The sequence below is a fragment of the Microvirga sp. P5_D2 genome (genome assembly GCF_054049475.1).
This window is the reverse complement of the sequence record NZ_JBFUMH010000103.1, coordinates 1-19,179: the sequence shown is the minus strand read 5'-3', so window position 1 is coordinate 19,179 and position 19,179 is coordinate 1. Positions and strand designations below refer to the sequence as shown.

Genomic DNA, 19,179 nt, shown 5'->3' with positions numbered 1-19,179 from the left:
CGGGCACGGGCGTAAAAGTCGAGACCCGGTCGCGCGATGCGACGTAGAGCTTGGTCCCCAGACAGGCGACACCGTTGGGCGCGACGAGCCCGGAAGCCGCCCGTACGGCCGGTCCCCCTGCGAGGGGGACGCCATAGACCGCGTTGCCTTTGGTGCCGATATAGAGAGTATCGCCACAGACGACCATGGCGCGGGCGGCCGGCACACGGGCGAACACCTCGACGCGGGCTCCCGGTACGGCGCGGACGGTTTGGCCAAGGCAAGGTGTCTGGGCCAGGCCAACGGTGGCAAGACTGGCAAGCGCTAAGGACCGGAACGGCTTTCCAAGGTGCATCATTCCCTCCCGACCGGATCGAAAATATGATTCATGCACCCACCACTGAGCTCGGGAAACTCACAAGTTCGCACGAATTGGTGAGATCAGGGGATGAAGACAAGTCAGACCCGTTGATGGGACAGGGTTTGCCTGTACCGGCAGGCTGGCGGTCTATCGGCGGCAGAGGCCACAGCGTTCGGGCCGCAGAGGGTCACGAGCACCTGATACTGCCAGGGGCTCGAGCGCAGGAGTTGCTCACGGATCACCGATCGTTCTTTGGAATCCCTTGACCGTCTGCACCTTCTCAACTTCGACGCAGGCCGCCTTGATCGCATCGGCTCAGCGGGCAGAGTAGCCTCATGTGAAAGGCCGCACCACTTGACGCGAAAGCGATAAGCAATGGGATTCCAACTGCAGGGCAAGCTCCCCCCTGCCCCGCCTTTGTTGTCTTGTCATGAACAGGTCGAGCTACCGTAGCGCAGTGGAACTATCGAATAGGGCCGATCTGGAAGAGAACATGGGCGGGTGCAGCATCTCCCTTGACGAGAAGGTCGAGGGACGTCCGGCCGTGATCAAAGTCTATGACAGCGACGATGACGAGACCGAGGATGGGGAGCCGGTCGTTCGCGTGACGACAGTGCCCATCGGTGATGGTGCGAGCGCTCTGGAGCAGGACGAGCGGCGTCTCTAATCGGGTCAGAGGAGGCTGGCTCGATGACCCTTGATCCTGTCACCATTGATGACCTTGAGGAGGAGCTGATGGAAGTAGGATTCAGCTCAGAGTCTGCTGCTCGGATTATCAGTACGGTTTCTCGATGAGCTTCGGGCTTTTCCCGGTCTCGGTGCTGGAGCGCAGAGCAGCCAGATCCAGTGAAACGGCGATCCCTGGCGATCTTGGCGTCTGATAGACTTGGCGTCTGATAGAGTAGAGCTTACAAAACTGATCTGGGAGGCAGGTGATGATCCGAGCTGCATGTCATACGGCCGATAATGCGCACGCCCTTGAGTTCGATGCGACGCCATGGTTTTGTGAGGCCGATCCACAGAGCATCCAGCACCTGGCGGCGCAGGGCTGGTCCAGCGTCTGGGTTGCTGACGCCCTTGAGACGCGCCCTGGCTACGAGGGGCTGCACAAACTGGTCGAGTATGCGGCCACCCGGCTCAGAGAGGAGTCGTTGGAGGACCCCACCTGGGCGGCACTCGACTGCGTCGTTGACTCGGTTGATGCCAAACAATGGTTGGCCGAGAACCGGCCCGAGATCGCAGCCAAGCTCTAGCGCCGACAAACGGCGCCACACACTGTTGCGTCAAGTGCTGAAAGGCATTTGCGCAGGTGTGCCAGTGGGATTGCGATCTTTACCGCGCCAATCCCATGTTGGAAAAGCGATGTGGCAACCGGCATCACACGCGCCCTGGTTGAAGGTTCGAATGACGTCTCTCGACTAGGGCGCTTCGATGGCACGCTATTCGACCGGCAGCGCCGCGTGGTTGAATTTGAAAGACCCCTGCACTGGGATTAGAGACGGCTGTCGGTAGCCATCCCGTTGCCGTCACCTGTGATCAGGGTCAAGATCTCAGCCGATGGATAACGCGTTGGACCCAGGCACGATGAAAACGCTTCTGATCGTGTATCATTCGGGGACCGGAGGTACCCGTCAGATGGTCGAGGCCGCTGCCCGTGGGGCAGCTTTAGAGTCCACCGTGCGCGTGAGTCTGCTTCCGGCGCCGGTTGCGCAAGCGACCGATCTCCTCGAAGCGGACGGCTATATCTTCAGCACTCCCGAAAATTTGGCGGCCATGGCCGGCCTGATGAAGGACTTCTTCGACCGCACCTACTATCCAGCCCTTGATCACATCAGCGGACGTCCCTACGCGATGCTGATCTGCGCCGGCAGTGACGGTCACAATGCGGCCCGCCAGGTGGAGCGCATCGCGACCGGATGGCGGCTCAAAGCCGTGGCAGAACCGCTGATCGTCTGCACCCATGCCCAGACGCCGGAAGCAATCCTTGCCCCTAAGGTCATCAGCCCAGACGATCTGAAGCGCTGCGAAGAGCTTGGGGCTGCTCTTGCGGCAGGGATGAGCATCGGGATGTTCTAACGGCCTCCGAGCAGGGGCCAATCGGAGCCAACGTTCCGTGTTGCGGGGAGCCGGGCCAAGTCGAATGGGCGAGTAGGCAGTAGGCTGATCCCTAGTGCGTGGCGTTGGAGCTACTGTCGAGCGCGCCGCTCTTTTCCAGGACGATTTGCCCAAAGGCGGAAAGCGCGTGCGCCATCAGATTGGACCGGTCGCTCTCAGGCGCGAGCAGGATCAGGTCGGCGAGGCTCTCGACGATCATGGATGCCATCTCGACGAGGTCGGTGTCGTCGCGCTTAAAGCGCTCCTGCACGAGTTGGTTGATGTCACAGTGCAAACAATCGGACATCTCATTTCCCTCTCTGGCAGCGGGTCGGATCCGGCCTGCGTACGGCACCCCTTAGCAAGGCTTCTGGGAGCTGTCGAACAGGGTGCAGGGTGCGCACGAGCGGCCCTGACAGGAAGGAGGCGGTGCCCGCTGGCCCTAACGGACGTGTCACGATTATCTGCCGCGCCGCGGTTGCAGTGACCGCGCCAGCTCGCGAATGACGTCATCCTCGATGCCGAGTTCATCGATTTCCTCCTGCGCCTCGGTCTCTGGCTCCGACACAGGAGCCGCCACGGGTAGAGACGCATCAGCCGCTGGCACGTCGGATATCATGGCCTCCAGCGACTGTGACCAAGTGGAGGACCGGTCCTCGAGAAGATCGAGCAGGTTGTTGAGAGCCGCATTCGTGACATCCACCTCGGGGGCCTCTGGAGCGCCCTCGAGAGCCAGGCGTCGGCGCCGATAGGCAGGCTCGGCGCTGACCTCCGGGCCGAACCATGGCAATGGACGGAAGTTCTGTTCGTCCTCTGATGGAACGGCCACTGCCACCAGATCGAGGGGAGCGGGCCTGATGAAATGAAGAACTTGGATCTCGTGTGAGCCAATCGAGAGGATGGTGCGCAGGTACCCCACTTGGCCTTGGCTGACCGCCAGCAGGGCCTGCGCATGAGCCGGGGGCAGGTCTGCCCACTCCTCGGACGCCCCATCAGCCCCCGCCTCAAGGATCAGGCTGCTGCGGGCTTCCTCAATTTGAACATACGTGCGGTGCTGCGGCTGGTCGGGGAAGTAACCCTCCTGCACGCGCTCGCCTCCCCTGTCCTTCCGGATCAGGCGCGCCAGAGACGGGGCGATGATGAACAGGCGCTGTAGGGACACGCGGCGGGCCTCTCTCATGGACTGGTGACGGATGCCCGCCTGCCCTTAACCTAGGGCACAACCTTGAGAGAAAAAAGCAAAAGGCGCTTCAGATAGCTGTCCACCCTCTCGACAAAGAGAAGCGCCCCGCATCGCAGAGGCGCTTGAGTTTCAGGGAGGACCAGCCCCCAGCCGCTCCATCATGGACCACATCAGAATGCCTGATCAGCAAGGCTGTGGATGTAGCGAAAAGTGCACAGGTTCGGATGATGTCCTCTCAGAGGCCAGCCAGCAGGAAGCTGATGCCAATTAGGACAACAAGCGAGACAACAAATCGGATGGTGGCCGACTTGAATGTGGGTGCCGGCACAGGAGCAAAATCAGGCGCCGCAACTTCTGTCTGGAGTATGGTGGATACCTTCAGAAATCGGTTGGTTCTGTAAAAGTGTTAGAGAGACGAGTAATCGCGCCGTTTGGCAGAAGCTCACCTGTCTGATTTTCACGCTGATGTCTGTAGCCGGCAGGACACGCGGTTGGCCTTGCAGCGGCTGGTCATCGGGGGGCCGTCTCATCGGCATCAGAAACAACCTTGCCCGACACGAGCATGGTTCTGCATGCCTTCCAGTGGCTGACAGCGCCAAGAGCCGAAAGCCGAACGAAGTGAGCTTGATCCTCCGTCGCATCAGTCTGCTTACATCCTTGATCCTGATGTAGTTGAGGATCTCGACGAGGAGTTGACCGAAATGGCTTCAGTTCTGAGGCGGCGGCATGGATTGTCACCAAGGTCCCTGTCTGAGCCGCTCGGCAGCCGTAGACGAGCGTTGAACGCTCCCCATCCGTTCCATGCTCATTGTGCATGGCAGGGGCGACCACTTTCAGGTTTGTCGCAAGCCGGGTGCGCTGTAGATGACCCCTCCTCCGCCACACCCGCCCGGTGACGGGTTCCCTCCCTAAACTCGGCCACCGCAACAGGTGGCCCTTTTCTCGCTGCCCGTGCGCGGCGCCTTCGCGCGTGGGCTGGCTCATTATTGAGGTTGCGTCATGTTTTTATCGGCTGCTCTTTCCGGCCTGCGCCGCTGGCTGCGTGCTCGTGAGACGGCGTAGCAATTGAATGTTCTGTCTGACCGTGAGTTGTCCAACGTTGGCACGCCAGGCACGACATCACACAGTAACACGCCAGGGCCGTTGAAACCTGAGCTGAGTGCCGCTGCAACGGATGAGATTGGGTGAGGGACAAGGACGGCAGTGCATCCGTGCCCGTCCTTGTCCCTCAGGCCAAGCGGCCATAGGGCTCACCTAAAGCAGCTCAATGACAGCCTCATGAAGCCGCTATGACTGATCTTTGGCAGCAACTATTCGTCGGAGCTCGCCTTGAGCTGTCTCTCAATCGACATGGCCATCGGCCACTCGGATCGTACTAATTTCACAGTGTGACACCCGTTAAACCACGTGCGCCCCCTAAACCTTGATGAAGGTCAAATGGCCCAGGATGCCGTTGAGATGTATTAGTCGCACCCGGTGCATTTCGCCGTCTACGGATTGTTTACTCTGAACAGGACAGGATGGATGCACCGGGCGCGTTGCGTATCCGCCCGAACAGAGACTCCGACGCCGTTGGTCAATGGCTTTGGAGTTGTTGGAGGGCCTCCTCTCCACCGATGCCCTGGCTGAGGGTTTCAGACAGCACCTTCAGCCAGGGCACGGTCCGACAATTAGCCGATGTCTGACGCACTGTTGCCGGCCAAGAGGAGACAGCCATGGCCCGCTACTAGTTCGATATTCATGATGGTGCACAGGGCGTGCACGATGACGAAGGCGCCGAGTTCGACAGCTTGGACTCTGCCGTGCAAGCGGCGGCCCGCTCGGCTGAGATTGGAATAGGCCGGCTCGCCAAGGGCGACACCAGACGCATTGTCATCGAAGTTCGGGATGAGCGTGGCCAGCGGGTTTGCACCGTCAAAGCGTCGATTGAGATCGACTGGCACGTCCCACGTTCTCAGGGACCGCATCCCTGGAGCGCATAGGTGCGGCACTCAGTATATGGGAAAAGCACCCGACACGGAGCCGGGCTCTGTCTTGAAGACGGTCATGACCATCAACATGTCGGCTGATCAACGTCTGACGCCAAGCGTCCGTTCCTGTGGGATCAACTCGCTTACAGGCTTCTGCGCCGGCGCGAGAAGTACCAGATGGCTGCCACAACAATAATGACCAGCAGGATAATCCACCAGTAATCCGCAATTCCGCCTCCAGTCGCTGTGGCGTCGCCGGCCAGAGAAGCGCCGGGTGCGGCGGGCGGAGGAGTCTGGGCCCAGGCAGACGAAACGGTCAGGAAGAGGAAGCCCATCAATGCTGCGAATTTGCTCATGGTGATGTCTTCGGTTGAGGGGTCCCAATGCCTACGTCCCACCAAATTGCTAAGCTGGGTCTATCGGTGAACGCCTCATGACGGGGCATGTTCCTATGCAAGCCTCCTCACTCCGCATAAGCTTCATCAAAAGGACCTACAAGGGAGTGGCCGGGATGGTTTTGAAGCGGCAGATGCTCGCAATTCAGGATGTCTATGTGCCTGTGAAGCGGCGCCAAACTCTCGATACCAAGAAGGTTGAAACCCTAGCCGAGAGCATGCTGGCGAAAGTGCAGGAAACGCCCATTCTCGTGCGGCCCGATGGCAGCCGCTTTGTTCTGGTTGAGGGGCTGCATCGGCTGGAGGCCTGCAAGGCTCTGGGAGAGACGACGGTCCCCGCCTTACCTGGTTCAGGCCCGCAAGCATTGATCCGCGCCTGCTACGCTGCTGGGTTGAAGACGGAAGACCTACATGTAAGCAGCCTACTCCGAGATCGCCCCTGTCGCGCGGTTATCCGGACTGCCGAGCTGCAAACGAAGTTCAGAGGCTCCTGGCACCTAACATGGGGATCAATGGATCTCCCGATGGCAGCATTCTAGTCGTGACGACCGCGAGCACCTCGCCCATAGTGATTTCAGGTTCGCCATTGATGACATCGACGAGACTACCCCTGATCCAGGCGAGCGCCTTTTCGTTGGCTGCCAGAGCCGCCTCTTTGCTCTCGAATAGGCTCACAGATCCACCGACCCCACCGCCAGCATCGAATACGTAGTAGCCTTGGAAGCCAGGAGATTGCTTGAGCAATTGGCCAAGACCACTCTCGGCTCGCCGAGCCGCCTCAGCCATCGAACTGATGTGGTTGAACTTGCGGATGACCAAATACATGATCGCCTCCCGCTGTACCACGGAGCTGCGGCCCTCTACCACTAAGCTAATATAGCTGAGTGGCCAGGGCCAGTCGACGACGCGACACTCCAATCGACCGATAGCGCGGCGCCACCATAATGCGGATCGGGTTGACGTAGATCCCTGCCCGCTCTGTGGATGAATGCGGGCGCTTAGCTCCGCTCGTCACTTTGCTTGACGATGACCGGCACGATCATATCGCCCCAGTATCCTCGCTCAGAATGGCAGCGTTTGACCCTTTGCAGCTCTATCGACAAGCCATGGTTGACGCAGTTCATCACCGCCTCATTCACCCGATGGAGCTCATTGGCAAGGATCCGGATGGCGCCCTCTTGATCGGGAGACATCGAGCTTGCAGCGTCTTCAAAGCGGCTCTTCAGTTGTGGCTTTTCAGAGATCGTCATGTGCTTCACTCCTGTTAAAGTCAAAGGCTGACCGCAGCATTCCCTCTACCGGGACGTTTGCGGCCTCTGTGTCGTTAGGCTTCGGTCAACCGCGGGTGTAAGGTGCAATCGACTAGCGTTCGCTCGGACAACCGCCCCGGCCGCTGATCTTTTAAGCCGCAAACTGGTTCATGGTGTTGTGCGCGCCGCCTGCCTTCAGGGCGGCTTCGCCCGCAAAGTACTCCTTGTGGTCATCACCGATGTCAGAGCCGGCCATGTTCTGATGCTTCACGCAGGCGATGCCCTGGCGGATCTCCTGGCGCTGCACGTTGCGCACATAGCCCAGCATGCCTTCGCTGCCGAAATATTCCTTGGCCAAGTTGTCGGTGGAGAGCGCCGCCGTGTGATAGGTCGGCAGGGTGATGAGATGATGGAAGATGCCGGCGCGCTTGGCTCCGTCCGCCTGGAAGGTGCGGATGCGCTCGTCGGCTTCCCTAGCGAGTTCGCTGTCGTCGTAGTCCACGCTCATCAGCTTGGCGCGGTCGTATTGCGACACGTCCTTGCCGGCCTTCTCCCATGCATCGTAGACCTGCTGGCGGAAATTGAGGGTCCAGTTGAAGGACGGCGAGTTGTTGTAGACGAGCTTCGCGTTCGGAATAACCTCGCGGATGCGGTCGACCATGCCAGCGATCTGCTCCACATGCGGCTTCTCGGTCTCGATCCACAAAAGGTCCGCGCCGTTCTGCAGCGCCGTGATGCAGTCGAGCACGCATCGATCTTCGCCCGTGCCGGGGCGGAACTGGAACAGGTTGCTCGGCAGCCGCTTCGGGCGCAGGAGCTTGCCGTTGCGGCTGATCACCACGTCGCCATTGGTGCAGTTCTCGGGCGTGATCTCCTCGCAGTCGAGGAAGGCGTTGTAGAGATCGCCAATGTCGCCCGGCTCGCGGCTGAAGGCGATTTGCTTGGTCAGGCCCGCGCCGAGCGAGTCGGTGCGGGCGACGATCAGGCCGTCATCGACGCCGAGCTCGAGGAAGGCGTRGCGGAWGGCSCGAATCTTSGCGAGGAAGTCCTCGTGYGGMACGGTGACCTTGCCGTCCTGATGCCCGCACTGCTTCTCGTCCGAGACCTGGTTCTCGATCTGGAGGCAGCAGGCACCGGCCTCGATCATCTTCTTGGCGAGAAGGTACGTCGCCTCGGCATTGCCGAAGCCGGCATCGATGTCGGCGATGATCGGGACGATGTGGGTCTGGTAGCTGTCGATGGCATTGACGATCTCACGTTCCTTGATCGGGTTGCCGCTCTTGCGCGCAGCATCGAGATCGCGGAACAGCAGCCCAAGCTCACGGGCGTCGGCCTGGCGCAGGAAGGTGTAGAGCTCGTCGATCAGTGCAGGAACGCTGGTCTTCTCATGCATGGACTGATCGGGCAGCGGCCCGAACTCGGAGCGCAGGGCCGCGACCATCCAGCCCGAGAGATAGAGATAGCGGCGCTCCGTGGAGCCGAAGTGCTTCTTGATCGAGATCATCTTCTGCTGACCGATGAAGCCGTGCCAGCAGCCAAGCGACTGGGTGTAGAGCGACGGGTCGGCATCGTAGGCCGCCATGTCCTCGCGCATGATCGTTGCGGTGTAGTGTGCGATGTCCAATCCAGTCTTGAACCGATTCTGCAGCCGCATGCGGGCGACCGCCTCAGGGTCGATGCCGTTCCAGGTGCTCTGGCCCTCGATGAGCATCTGAGACTGCGTGATCTGATCTTGGTACGTCACGATCGTGTTCCTCGTTTTTGTGAAGGTTGAACGAGGAAGTACCTGGTGCGTTCGGAGCCGGGAAGACGAGTTAAGGTTCAGGTGTGAAGCTTTACAAGACAGCAAGAGTAAAGCTGTAAATTATTGACAAGTTCTGATCTTCGTCCTCAAAAGGCCAAGCCATTGATATCCCTGGCAGACTACCCTCGTAGCGCTCCTGTGCTCTCTAATTCGTTGATCTTTATCGAAGATAACATTTCCTAAAGGTGAAGTTGCCGTGACGGGGCAGTGCGGGCGCAGCCTCTCCCAGATCGTGACAAAACGGCTGTCACTGTCTTCACAACTGGGTACTTTGTGAGGTCCAGCCTGCACCCAGTCCACACTCCATAGATAAAGCCAACCCATGTTGATGTCACCTACAACGACATCACAGACATTGCCTGTCGATCCTGCCGAGCCGAATGTTGAGTTCCCGCTGAAGGGTCAGAGTCATCCCGCCCCTGGATTCCTGACACGCCTGAGGAGCTATGGCCTCGTCTTACGGATACTCGCCTTCCAAGGTAAAGCCAGCCTTGAGCAGCACCTGGTAATGCTGGACCTCGCCGTTTTCTACGTGCCCACGGGTTTGCCCCACCTCGAACCAGCGCAGGTTTCGCAGGGTCTGATCGGCACGCTTGATTGCCGATTGGATTGCGTCCTCGATGCTGCTCGTCGACGAGCCCACCAGTTCAACGACTTTGTAGACGTGATCGGACATTCTACCCTCCCGGCTTCGATCCGAAAACACAGGTAGGGCGCACGATCTCACCTGCGAGGCCGTCGCGCTCAGCAGTCGTGTGAAACAAGGATCAGGAACATCGCCGCTGCTGACGTAGATCAGTGGTCGAGGTGTTCCCATAGGTGTGAGGAAGCAGCCGCTCGAAGCTGCGGCGTACTGTGCCGTAGCACTCGCAGGAGGCGCCTTCCAGCCCGGCGCGGTTCGCCACCGTGATCACACCCCTGCCCTGTCTGATGAAGCCTACCTCCTGAAATGATCGGGTGATGCTGCTGACGGTAGAGCGCTGCACGCCCAGCATGTCAGCCAGGAACTCATGGGTGAGCGGCACGGGTATCCCGGTCGAGCCGGTCGTGCATGCTGAGGATCCAGCGACAGGCGCGGGCTTCGACGCCGTGGACCGCATTGCAGGCCACGTTCTGCAGAACCCGGGCCATCATGGCCTCGGCGAAGCGCAGCACCAGCTGGCGCACCTTCGGGCGCTGGCCGATCACCTCGTGCAGGCGCTCCAGCTCGATCCGCGAGGCGGTGCCGTTGGCCTGCACGATGTAGCGCCCGAAGGATTGGACGGCTGTCACGGCACTCACCAGGCCCAGGGCGCCTTCCCTGCCATAGACCACCATCTCGGCCGAGCGGCCGTCCTTCAGCACGGCCACCAGCGACACCACCATGTGATGGGGAAATAGGCGTGGCGCAGGGGATCGCCGGCCTCATACAGCACCTGATCCTGCTGCAAGGAAACCCCATGCAGGTACGGTTCGAGTGCCGCGAAATCCTCCGGCTCCAGGGCTGCCAGCAGCCGATTGGCGCGGTGATTGACCTTCAGAACTGGAGCGAGGGCGTAGTCATGCGGTTTCATACTTCAAGCTAGACCGGCAGCAGGCCCGAAGAGAAGCCCGAATATTCATCTGGGCTAGCCAACGCTTGGTGCCTATTGGATTAGCAATGGCTGCATTGACAGACAGTGCTGCCCCTCTGGCATAGATCATCGCCACGAGCACGCCCTGCCCTTCTATGATTGAGACCAGTCGCTAAGATGGTTTTTGATGGCCGCTAGCATGGTAAATCCGGTATGGGTTGGGCCGACGCTCAGATCCCGCGCGTGGCTCTCTTCTGTCCAACAAGGCCCCACGCTTTCGCCAGATGCAGCGAGGATGGGATGCCCACATCCAGCATGAACGGCCCGGCTCCGCCGGCTGCGGCCTGAGCTTTCGTCCGGCGCACGGGCGTGCCGTGGCCCATGCCATCGATCAGGTACAGCTCAAGGATCGTGTCGCCCTTTCGGTTCGACCAGGCCCGTCGGCGGTGGCCCGCCACTGACGTCTGAGTAAACTCCTCCTCGCTGACACCGTGCACATCAGTCCACTGGCTAAGCAACGCAGCTGCATTGGCGGCTGCAACCGTCCGGTCCTCTGTGCCATGCCAGATCGATACCCTCGGCCGCGGGCCCGTATAGGGCGACGCGGAGCGGACGAGGTCGCCCCAGTGCTGGGCGCTCCGCGGTTGCGGTCGCTTCATGGCGGACATAACCTGGCGCAGACCGGAGGCGGCGCCATAGGGAAGTCCGGCGATAATCCCGCCGCCGGCAAAGACCTCCGGGTAGGTGGCCAGCATCACTGACGCCATGGCGCCGCCGGCTGAGAGACCTGTGATGAAGATTCGGGCTGGGTCAATGCTGTAGGTCCGCCGCATGCGGGTGATCATCTGGCGGATCGACAAGGCCTCGCCTGAGCCCCGCCGGGCATCGTGAGGCTGAAACCAGTTGAAACAGCGGTTCGGGTTGTTGGCCTGGGACTGTTCGGCATAGACGAGCGCAAAGCCGTGCCGTCTCGCCAGCATCGACCAGCCGCTGCCCTCGTCGTACCCGTGGGCAGTCTGCAAGCAGCCGTGCAGCACCACAACCAGGGGCGCGGGGTTGGGCAATTGCGGGGGCACGTAGGCCAGCATCCGGAGATTGCCGGGGTTGGACCCAAAGGCGCTGACCTCGGTCAGCTTGCTCTTCTTGGGTCGGGTCTTGCGCGGCTTGGTGATGAGCCTGCGCGAAGTCGCCGTGGCCCTGACGAGGGTCTTCTTCCAGCGGCGCTGGGCTTTCAGAAGGTGGGCAATCGGAAGCTTCAGTCGCATGCGCCCCCGCTGGAAAGGTTTGGAGACAAGAGCGTCTCACGCCAAGCAACACACGCAATCGATGGAATATCGGATGCCAAGGACAGTCCTGCAGTGTTGTCGGATCCCCGATGTGGGGCTCCCGGCTCGCGAGCCGGGAGCGTCGTCAGACAGACCCTTAGAGCCCGCGCCGGTCGTGCTTGGGTTGCGCCGTGAGGGTCCGGGTGGCCTCCTGGGCCACTTGGGCCGTGAGCTGCGCCAGGCGCTGGCTGTTCTTGAGCATGCGCTCAACATTGCCCCGGACCAGAGCACTCTGGAGGTTGACGAAGTCCGGAATCGTCCGGCAGCTCAGAAGATCGGTCATGCCCTCCACGTTCTTCAGTAGGCGCTCCTGCCGGAGCCCGAACCACTCCAGCGTGATGGTCCCGGCCCCACCGGCCAAGATCCGATTGGAGCGGGCGACGGCTTGAAGGTATTCCGGCATCTGATCGACCGGGGTTCGGACCTCCCGGCCCTGACGGCTGAAGTTTTCCAATGAGCGGCCACCCAACTCGGACGCCGCCTGGGCACTGTCCTGAACCGCGTCCTGCGTCGACTGCTCAAGGACCCTGACACTCTCCGAGTCAGCCTCGACGGCAGCCAACAAGGTCCCGCCTGCGTCCGCCCCAGCATCGGCCGACTTGCGGCTCCGCCGGGTTCGCCGTGGTTCAGCGGCGGCCTGCCTGGTTTCCGCGACCTCCTCCTCAACCTTCTCGACGACGGCCTCGACCTCCTCCTCGCTCAAGACCTTCAGCACCACCGGCAGCAGCTCGTTCTTGTCGTTGCGGATGTGCTGCTGAAACACCTTCCGCAGCTCCAACACCTTGGCCAGGAACGCATCGCTGTCCTTCTGCATGGCCGCGAGTTCATTCAGGAGAGCCCTGGTCTGCTGATGGTCATCGCGCGCCCCGCGCACGAGATCGGCGGTCTCCGGGTGGTTCTCCAGCACCGGGAAGAGGTGCTGCTCCTGCAGGTTGGCCAGAAGCTCCAGCTCCTGGCTTAACGCTGCAAGCAGCTGTTCGCGGAGCTCGACGGCCTCATGGGAGGTGTCGAGAAGCTGGGCTACGAGTTCATTGGCTCGATCAGGCGGGGTTTGGCCGATAGTTCGGTTGGGGGTCATCATTCCTCGCAAATGTGGAGGGAGCGATCCGGACCATCAGCGGCGCGGCGACTTTCTGCGCTGATCACAAGGCCGGAACCTCTCCGTTGGGTAAAAACGGCGGATCGGTACGCTGAACTGGATGAACTGACGCACGGAACGGGTGCCGGAGGCCAGCAGTGGGGGCTGCAGAGATCAGCCTTGGCCGTAGGGCACAAGGATCCATACTGCACCGCAGCATAACTTGGCAACAGCAGGCTTTGATCCCATAGCAGGCTGCGGCATCTTGGCTCGACGGGGGTTCATACAAACAAGCTGTTAGCATTGTGCAGCGCACAAAAATCCTTGACATTTATTGTGCAATGCACAATAAGAACATGCCGGAATATGATACGGCTCAACATCTGAGAGGCGCCAGACGCCCTCACCTTTCGGAGATTCGTAATGAACCAGCAGTTCGAAGCCGTTCAGAAATTCGGCAAAGACAGTTTTGAGGCCACAGTGAAGGCGTTTGATGTCACCTCCACCGGCACGAAGGCCATCATGGTCGAGATGTCCGACTACGCCAAGAAGTCCTTTGACCAGAATGGCGCTACGTTCGAGAAGCTGGCCGGCGTTAAGTCGCTTGACCAGGCCATCCAGATCCAGAGCGACTATCTCAAGAGCGCCTACGAGGGCTTCGTCGCACATGCCACGAAGAGCCGTGAGCTCTACACCAAGCTGGCCCAGGACAGCTTTGCCCCCTTCAACGCCCTTCGCTCTGCGGTAGCGGCCAGGATCGTCCCGGCGAAGGCTGCACCTCGCACCAAGTAAGGTGTCCCTCATCGACGTGTTCAAAATGCCCGGCCCAGAGGTCGGGTGTTTTTGTCTGTAGGGCCGGCATCCAGAGTGACCGAAGTGATCCTGCCTCCGGATCGGTCTCGTTCCAAAACGGCTCATGCCGTGTTGTCTGAGATCGGCCCCGTGATCGGGCCGATCTTTAGTAGGCCCAGCGCTGCGCCTTCGTGACGAGAAAATCGCGAAACACCTGAACCCGCGCGACTGAGCGCATTTCTTCCGGATACACCAGGTAGCTGTCGAGTGCTGGCATTTCGACCTCCTCCAGAACCCGTCTCACCTTTGGGTTGTCGCTCATGGCATAATCCGGCGCCATGCCGATCCCGGCGCCCGCCTCGATCGCATGCCGGAGAGCCAGGCTGTCATTGACCACAAACCGACTCGGGCGTGGGGACTTGGGGTCGCGCCCGAGGTTTGGCAGCCGGTGCAGGTCGAGGATGAAGGCGGGCTGGTGGCCGCCCAGGCAAACAATGCGGTGTTGATCGAGATCCTCCACGCCCTTGGGCTCGCCGAAGCGCTCGAGATACGCGTGCGAGGCATAGGCATGGTAGTGGATGGTGAACAGGCGCCGCTGGATCAAGTCCGGCTGTACCGGACGCCGCAGCCGGATCGCGAGATCGGCCTCGCGCATGGCAAGGTCGAGATCGTCGTTGGTCAGGATCAGCTGCACGTTGACCTCCGGGTAGAGATCGAGGAATTCCGCGATGCGGTTGGTGAGCCAGATGCCACCAATCCCGACGGTGGCCGTGACCTTGAGATCTCCGACGGGCCGCTCACTGGTTTCGGCAAAACGCTGACGCGTCACCTCCAAAGACCGGCGCATGTCGAGCGCGGCTCGGAACAGCGCATCACCATGCTCGGTCAAGATGAGACCACGGGCGTGACGATGGAAGAGCGGAACGTTCAGATCCCGCTCCAGGGCACTGATGCTGCGGCTGAGAGAGGACTGGTTCAGGTCGAGCTTTTCACCAGCCCGGGTAAAGCTCCCGGCTTCCGCTACCTCATAGAACAGTTTGATCTTGTCCCAATCCAAGGCAGTCCCTCGCAATGAAAGCTGAACCCGGGGACGGGAGAAGCGACGTTCCCGTTGACGTCAGCCTGTGAGACGTTGGGCGTTCGCCTGCACGTGCCGGCGGTATCCCCGCACGACATCATGCGCTGACCCACCGGTGACCAACGTCGTCGCGGCTTCGCCAAGCGCAAGGACCTTCTCGGACACCATCCGCTCGGCCTCCACCATGGCGGCAGGTCCGCCGAGGGAGAGACGAGCCAGCCTGATCCCGATGATGGTTTGGCTTTCCAGTGCCAGCAGTGTCATGTCCGCAGCAAGGTTCAGAAGAAGGATCATGGACACCTGCCTTGACAAAAAGGGGCCGCTCCAAGGAGCGGCCAAGTGAAGGAGGAACCGCCCCAGCGGGGCAGCAGCATCAGAGACAGCTGATGCTGCAACGCACAGTTTCATGCTGCGCTGCACAATAAGCAAGATCCAGATTGCCGCAGGGCATGGCGTCCCCCACTCTGCCAGTCGCAGAAGAACAGCCTCTTTGATTTGCAACGCAGCGAAGTTCCGTGTCGACTGCGCATAGGTCGTATGCTCTGACCTGCATGTCGCGATGCAGCAAACACGCGCATGCTCCTCACAAGAACACTTACGGAAGCGCTCGGGATCATCAGTGTTTGACAACACAGGAGATGGCCCATGCCAGTTCAAACGTTTGCGCACGTGTTTCTCAGGGCCGACTTGCACCCCAGGCTCGTCTCACCAAGGCTTCAGACCCAATGTCTTTCTGCAGAGCATCGATCCACTGTGCTCCCGCCCACCATTCATGCGAGCCAGACCACGAGGGTATCCGCTTCGTCCCCATCGGCAGTTGATCACCGACGAGCCGGCGCGGGTCTGCAACAGGTGCTCGATCGAAGCCGCGCTCAGAGACTTGCCATGATCGTCCTCACCTTGCTCCGCATGGCCACCAGCGTCTGGACCGAGGCCCGGGCGATGCAAGCGGAAACGATGCGGCGCTACCCACACGTCAGGGACTAGAGGCTGTCGGCCCTGAGCCCCATTCGTACACTCACAGAGGTATCCTGCCCATGTTGATGTCGCTTGTTCTCACAAAGGTTCAAAGATGGCTCACGTACCACGAGACCATCCGAGAGCTTGAAAGCCTCAGCGAACGGGAATTGTCGGACTTAGGCATCGGCCGCGCTGCCATCAGACACATCGCGCGTCAGGCAGCCCGATAGCGTCCCCCCGCCATTGTTAGTGTTCCCAGCCATTGAGGCGAACCACACCTGGAGGATCCAGTATGAACTACGCAGTTCAGAAGCGAGATATCGTCGACGAGCCGCGGGGAGCCTTGGCGTCCCGAACCCTCGCAATGCCGGCTAACACCAATCCCCGCGGCGACATCTTTGGCGGCTGGATCATGGCTCTGATGGATGCAGCCGCCTCGATGACGGCAGCCTCCCACGCGCAGGATTCGGTCGTCACGGTTGCGGTGTCCAACATCGCATTCCTCCAACCTGTCCAAGCGGGTGATGCAGTCTGTTGCTATACCGATCCGATCCGGATCGGACGGACATCCATCACCCTCAACGTCGAGGTGTGGGTGCTGCGGCAGGGCCGAGGAGACCGTCTCAAAGTGACCGAGGCGGAGTTTATCTTTGTGGCCGTGAGCGAGAACGGCCGCCCTTGTCCTTTGAGAGGAGCGAGCCCAGAGGATTGAGCCATGCGTCTTCGCAAAGCCCTGCTGACGGACGAGAGGAAGCTGATTGATGGAGCAACCCTGGCGGAGATCAAACAGGAGTCAAAGGATCTGCGGTCTCTCGCGCCCGAGAGCGTTCTGGCCGACTTAGTTGACGCCAAGGTCAGACTGATCGAGAGCCATTGGAAGCGTCGCGTCCGTTGGGTCCGGTGGGAATAGTTCGTCACAACCGGATCCCGACACCAGTCCCAACGAAAGCCCGCTCGCGCAAGCCAGCAGGCTTTCTTTCGCGGGCAGATCAGATCGCGGCGCCGCCAGCACCCATCCAGATCGTCACAAAGTTCGCATCGAGAGCCTTGTTGTGGCCAACGGCGCCAGCGCAGGTCCGGGTTGGGTCGAGATCCTATAGGATCAGCCGGTCAGAAGCTCACAGCATGGCCAGTTACCTCGCCCCAAGTCGCGAAGGCCCAGGCACGGGCACGGCGATGATCAGAGGCGTTGGTATCGGCGGGGCGTCAAAAGAGATTTGCAACCTGATCATGAGTTGAGAGAAAGCGCTGGGCCTGTCCGGCTGACTTGAACCGTTTCATGATCCGCTCGCGTCGGCGGGTCGGCTGATGAGAATTCTCAGCGCGATTGTTCAAGCCTTTATGCTGCCGATGCTCAACACCGGGCATGGCTCCTCGCTTTGCAGCGGCATAGCTGGCCAACTTGTCCGTGATCATCACGCGAGGGGCAATGCCCTGCTTCTTGAGCAATTTCCGCAGCAAGCGCTTGGCCGCTTTGGCATTGCGACGGCTCTGAACCAGGATGTCGAGCACGACCCCATGCTGATCGACGGCGCGCCAGAGCCAATGCTTCCGGCCTGCGATGCTGATCACGACCTCGTCGAGATGCCATTTGTCACCCGGCGCAGGAAGACGGCGGAACTGATTGGCAAAGGCATGGCCAAACTTCAGAGCCCATTGGCGACCGACTCGTGGCTGACCTCAACGCCTCTTGCTGCGAGCATCTCCTCAATCATGCGCAGGCTGAGTGGGAACCGGAAGTACAGTCACACGGCATGGCTGATCACCTCAGCCGGAAAGCGGTGACGAGCATAGCGAGAATGGCGGGTCGGTTTCATGCCCTCGCCTATGCCAGCATCCCGTCACCCTTCCGTTAACCTGACGATGCCTCTCGAACGCATGCTGGCGATCCCTGGCGTGGCGGGGACCGTCAACGTCGACCACATCAAGCGCGGCTACTACTCCATCAAGGCGCTCAATCCGACCGGCATCGTGCCGCTCGGCCCAGCGCTGGGCTTTGCCCAACTCCTGGCCGATCCGGAGAAGAAGGCGGCCTGACACCTCCAAAACGGGTCCAGCCTAGAGCCGGTTGACAACCACCTCAGGCCCGGAGGAGTTGTCTTGAGGACCCACACCACATCGGGCGGATTCCTTCCGCCCCGAGTGAACCCAGGAGGGTCCCATGACCACCTTCAAAGTTGGCTATCTCATCGGCAGCCTCGCCAAGGAGTCGATCAACCGCAAGCTTGCCAAGGCGCTGACCCGCGTCGCCCCCGAGCACCTCTCGTTCACCGAGATCCCGATCCGGGACCTGCCGCTCTACAGCTACGATTATGACGCCGATTACCCGCCGCCGGCCCGCGCGTTCAAGGACGCCATCGCCGCTGTCGACGCAGTGCTGTTCGTCACGCCTGAGTACAACCGCTCGATCCCGGGCGGGCTGAAGAACGCCATCGACTGGGCGAGCCGCCCCTACGGACAGAACTCGTTCACGCGCAAGCCCTCGGCGGTGATCGGCACCTCGCCCGGCGCCATCGGCACAGCGGTCGCGCAGCAGCAGTTGCGCAGCGTGCTCAGCTTCTGCAACTCGCCGCAGATGAACGCGCCGGAGGCCTACATCCAGTTCAAGCCCGGGCTGATCACCGATGAGGGCGAGGTCACCAACGAGTCCACCGCCGAGTTCCTGAGAGACTACATGGCAGAGTTCCACCAGTTCATCGTGCGGGTCTACACCGCCCTGCCGCGCGACGCCTGAGCGCTTCCGAGCAGGACACCTCAAGGCGGGACCTTAAAGCACGACAATCCCAGCGTGCTTGGCCTTCTGCTCGGGCTCGACATGGATGGTGATCAAGGCGTCGTCGACCTTGTCGCGCAGGGCCCGTTCGACGCGGTCGCAGATGTCGTGAGCGGATGAGACCGCCATGTCGCCGGGCACGACCGGATGGAAGTCGGCGAAGGTCATCTTCCCCGCCTGGCGGGTGCGGAGGTCATGTGCCTCCAGCGCGCCCTCGGCATTGGACGAGATCACCCGCGGATGCGGCTCAGAGTGTTCTCTGTAAATCGGGACCGAAACGTTGACCCCCATCAGAACAGGTGCAACCGGCTGAACATGCGAAACAAACCGCTATGACAGAAGGGTAACAGTCGGCGCCGCTCGTAACCCTCGCGCTCTGAGAAAGAACTCAAGCCACCGAGAGGCTTATATTTGGCAAGCGACAGGGTCTGGGTTCAAAGCCGAATGACAGACAAGGGCACGTTTCGGAAGGCGAGAGGCCCCCTGGCGATCGGTGTCAGGAAAGATCCGCTCCTGCCCCGCCATCGGCAGCATCCAGCGGAACGCTCATGATGCAGACGACACCCGTCGGCGCATAGGTAACC

24 protein-coding genes and 3 pseudogenes are annotated in these 19,179 nt (G+C 60.8%); 10 read left to right on the top strand and 17 right to left on the bottom strand.

Features of this window, described 5'->3' with window-relative positions:
* A pseudogene (locus ACXJKO_RS21205) lies at positions 1–334 on the bottom strand (hypothetical protein); the annotation flags it as partial.
* Positions 335–833: 499 nt separating this feature from the next.
* Here ACXJKO_RS21205 and ACXJKO_RS21200 point away from each other — a divergent pair.
* The 3 genes from ACXJKO_RS21200 to ACXJKO_RS21190 all read left to right on the top strand — a co-directional run bounded on the left by ACXJKO_RS21200 (position 834) and on the right by ACXJKO_RS21190 (position 2,416).
* Positions 834–1,007, top strand: a complete 174-nt coding sequence (locus tag ACXJKO_RS21200) for a hypothetical protein (protein WP_457093060.1) — start codon at positions 834–836, stop codon at positions 1,005–1,007.
* 268 nt (positions 1,008–1,275) lie between these two features.
* Complete coding sequence (locus ACXJKO_RS21195; RefSeq protein ID WP_457093059.1) at positions 1,276–1,593, top strand: hypothetical protein; 318 nt, start codon at positions 1,276–1,278, stop codon at positions 1,591–1,593.
* 331 nt (positions 1,594–1,924) lie between these two features.
* Complete coding sequence (locus ACXJKO_RS21190) at positions 1,925–2,416, top strand: flavodoxin family protein (protein ID WP_457093058.1); 492 nt, start codon at positions 1,925–1,927, stop codon at positions 2,414–2,416.
* Positions 2,417–2,507: 91 nt separating this feature from the next.
* Here the strand turns inward: ACXJKO_RS21190 and ACXJKO_RS21185 are convergent, their stop codons facing one another.
* Complete coding sequence (locus ACXJKO_RS21185; RefSeq protein WP_457093057.1) at positions 2,508–2,741, bottom strand: hypothetical protein; 234 nt, start codon at positions 2,739–2,741, stop codon at positions 2,508–2,510.
* 153 nt (positions 2,742–2,894) lie between these two features.
* Positions 2,895–3,596, bottom strand: a complete 702-nt coding sequence (locus tag ACXJKO_RS21180; protein WP_457093056.1) for a hypothetical protein — start codon at positions 3,594–3,596, stop codon at positions 2,895–2,897.
* Between the two features lie 1,778 nt (positions 3,597–5,374).
* Between ACXJKO_RS21180 and ACXJKO_RS21175 the strand changes: the two genes are divergently transcribed.
* A complete protein-coding gene (locus ACXJKO_RS21175) occupies positions 5,375–5,599 on the top strand; it encodes a DUF6894 family protein (RefSeq protein ID WP_457093055.1) in 225 nt (74 codons plus the stop codon).
* Positions 5,600–5,730: 131 nt separating this feature from the next.
* Here the strand turns inward: ACXJKO_RS21175 and ACXJKO_RS21170 are convergent, their stop codons facing one another.
* From ACXJKO_RS21170 to ACXJKO_RS21125, 10 genes are all read right to left on the bottom strand, one after another.
* The gene (locus ACXJKO_RS21170; RefSeq protein WP_457093054.1) at positions 5,731–5,943 is read right to left on the bottom strand and encodes a hypothetical protein; all 213 of its coding nucleotides are present in this window, start codon (positions 5,941–5,943) and stop codon (positions 5,731–5,733) included.
* Positions 5,944–6,462: 519 nt separating this feature from the next.
* Positions 6,463–6,807 (bottom strand): hypothetical protein, encoded by a 345-nt coding sequence (locus ACXJKO_RS21165; protein WP_457093053.1) that lies wholly within the window; start codon positions 6,805–6,807, stop codon positions 6,463–6,465.
* A gap of 173 nt (positions 6,808–6,980) precedes the next feature.
* Complete coding sequence (locus tag ACXJKO_RS21160) at positions 6,981–7,232, bottom strand: SMc00767 family acetate metabolism repressor (RefSeq protein ID WP_457093052.1); 252 nt, start codon at positions 7,230–7,232, stop codon at positions 6,981–6,983.
* A 151-nt stretch (positions 7,233–7,383) separates the two neighbouring features.
* Positions 7,384–8,976, bottom strand: coding sequence for an isocitrate lyase (locus ACXJKO_RS21155; RefSeq protein WP_457093051.1), 1,593 nt, complete (start codon positions 8,974–8,976; stop codon positions 7,384–7,386).
* 517 nt (positions 8,977–9,493) lie between these two features.
* Positions 9,494–9,712 carry a dodecin gene (locus ACXJKO_RS21150; protein ID WP_457093050.1) on the bottom strand — a complete coding sequence of 73 codons (219 nt, stop codon included), beginning with the start codon at positions 9,710–9,712 and terminating at the stop codon, positions 9,494–9,496.
* A 91-nt stretch (positions 9,713–9,803) separates the two neighbouring features.
* The gene (locus ACXJKO_RS21145; RefSeq protein WP_457093049.1) at positions 9,804–10,061 is read right to left on the bottom strand and encodes a helix-turn-helix domain-containing protein; all 258 of its coding nucleotides are present in this window, start codon (positions 10,059–10,061) and stop codon (positions 9,804–9,806) included.
* Positions 10,045–10,386, bottom strand: a complete 342-nt coding sequence (locus ACXJKO_RS21140; protein WP_457093048.1) for a hypothetical protein — start codon at positions 10,384–10,386, stop codon at positions 10,045–10,047. The genes ACXJKO_RS21145 and ACXJKO_RS21140 overlap by 17 nt, the downstream gene beginning before the upstream one ends.
* Complete coding sequence (locus ACXJKO_RS21135; RefSeq protein ID WP_457093047.1) at positions 10,374–10,589, bottom strand: hypothetical protein; 216 nt, start codon at positions 10,587–10,589, stop codon at positions 10,374–10,376. Before ACXJKO_RS21135 ends, ACXJKO_RS21140 begins: the two co-directional genes overlap by 13 nt.
* A 230-nt stretch (positions 10,590–10,819) precedes the next feature.
* On the bottom strand, positions 10,820–11,854 hold the full coding sequence (locus tag ACXJKO_RS21130) for an extracellular catalytic domain type 1 short-chain-length polyhydroxyalkanoate depolymerase (RefSeq protein WP_457093046.1): 1,035 nt from the start codon (positions 11,852–11,854) through the stop codon (positions 10,820–10,822).
* 157 nt (positions 11,855–12,011) lie between these two features.
* The gene (locus tag ACXJKO_RS21125) at positions 12,012–12,992 is read right to left on the bottom strand and encodes a phasin family protein (protein WP_457093045.1); all 981 of its coding nucleotides are present in this window, start codon (positions 12,990–12,992) and stop codon (positions 12,012–12,014) included.
* A gap of 423 nt (positions 12,993–13,415) precedes the next feature.
* On the opposite strand from ACXJKO_RS21125, the gene ACXJKO_RS21120 reads away from it, so the two are divergent.
* Positions 13,416–13,784, top strand: a complete 369-nt coding sequence (locus tag ACXJKO_RS21120; protein WP_457093044.1) for a phasin family protein — start codon at positions 13,416–13,418, stop codon at positions 13,782–13,784.
* A 166-nt stretch (positions 13,785–13,950) separates the two neighbouring features.
* Here ACXJKO_RS21120 and ACXJKO_RS21115 read toward each other — a convergent pair whose 3' ends face one another.
* Positions 13,951–14,841 carry a LysR family transcriptional regulator gene (locus ACXJKO_RS21115; RefSeq protein ID WP_457093043.1) on the bottom strand — a complete coding sequence of 297 codons (891 nt, stop codon included), beginning with the start codon at positions 14,839–14,841 and terminating at the stop codon, positions 13,951–13,953.
* A gap of 60 nt (positions 14,842–14,901) precedes the next feature.
* Positions 14,902–15,156: a hypothetical protein gene (locus tag ACXJKO_RS21110; RefSeq protein WP_457093042.1), complete on the bottom strand. Its 255-nt coding sequence runs from the start codon at positions 15,154–15,156 to the stop codon at positions 14,902–14,904.
* A gap of 743 nt (positions 15,157–15,899) precedes the next feature.
* Here ACXJKO_RS21110 and ACXJKO_RS21105 point away from each other — a divergent pair.
* The 3 genes from ACXJKO_RS21105 to ACXJKO_RS21095 all read left to right on the top strand — a co-directional run bounded on the left by ACXJKO_RS21105 (position 15,900) and on the right by ACXJKO_RS21095 (position 16,732).
* Positions 15,900–16,052 carry a DUF1127 domain-containing protein gene (locus ACXJKO_RS21105; protein ID WP_457093041.1) on the top strand — a complete coding sequence of 51 codons (153 nt, stop codon included), beginning with the start codon at positions 15,900–15,902 and terminating at the stop codon, positions 16,050–16,052.
* A 62-nt stretch (positions 16,053–16,114) separates the two neighbouring features.
* Complete coding sequence (locus ACXJKO_RS21100) at positions 16,115–16,534, top strand: acyl-CoA thioesterase (RefSeq protein WP_457093040.1); 420 nt, start codon at positions 16,115–16,117, stop codon at positions 16,532–16,534.
* Between the two features lie 3 nt (positions 16,535–16,537).
* Positions 16,538–16,732 carry a hypothetical protein gene (locus ACXJKO_RS21095; RefSeq protein WP_457093039.1) on the top strand — a complete coding sequence of 65 codons (195 nt, stop codon included), beginning with the start codon at positions 16,538–16,540 and terminating at the stop codon, positions 16,730–16,732.
* Between the two features lie 200 nt (positions 16,733–16,932).
* Here the strand turns inward: ACXJKO_RS21095 and ACXJKO_RS21090 are convergent.
* Positions 16,933–17,639, bottom strand: a pseudogene (locus ACXJKO_RS21090) (IS6 family transposase).
* A 46-nt stretch (positions 17,640–17,685) separates the two neighbouring features.
* Here ACXJKO_RS21090 and ACXJKO_RS21085 point away from each other — a divergent pair.
* Both ACXJKO_RS21085 and ACXJKO_RS21080 read left to right on the top strand, forming a co-directional pair.
* Entirely contained in the window at positions 17,686–17,859 is a 174-nt protein-coding gene (locus ACXJKO_RS21085) for a hypothetical protein (RefSeq protein ID WP_457093061.1), read from the top strand.
* A 124-nt stretch (positions 17,860–17,983) separates the two neighbouring features.
* Complete coding sequence (locus ACXJKO_RS21080) at positions 17,984–18,556, top strand: NADPH-dependent FMN reductase (protein WP_457093038.1); 573 nt, start codon at positions 17,984–17,986, stop codon at positions 18,554–18,556.
* A gap of 33 nt (positions 18,557–18,589) precedes the next feature.
* On the opposite strand, the pseudogene ACXJKO_RS21075 reads toward ACXJKO_RS21080, so the two are convergent.
* Positions 18,590–18,849, bottom strand: a pseudogene (locus tag ACXJKO_RS21075) (cation transporter dimerization domain-containing protein); the annotation flags it as partial.
* Positions 18,850–19,179 lie beyond the last annotated feature (330 nt).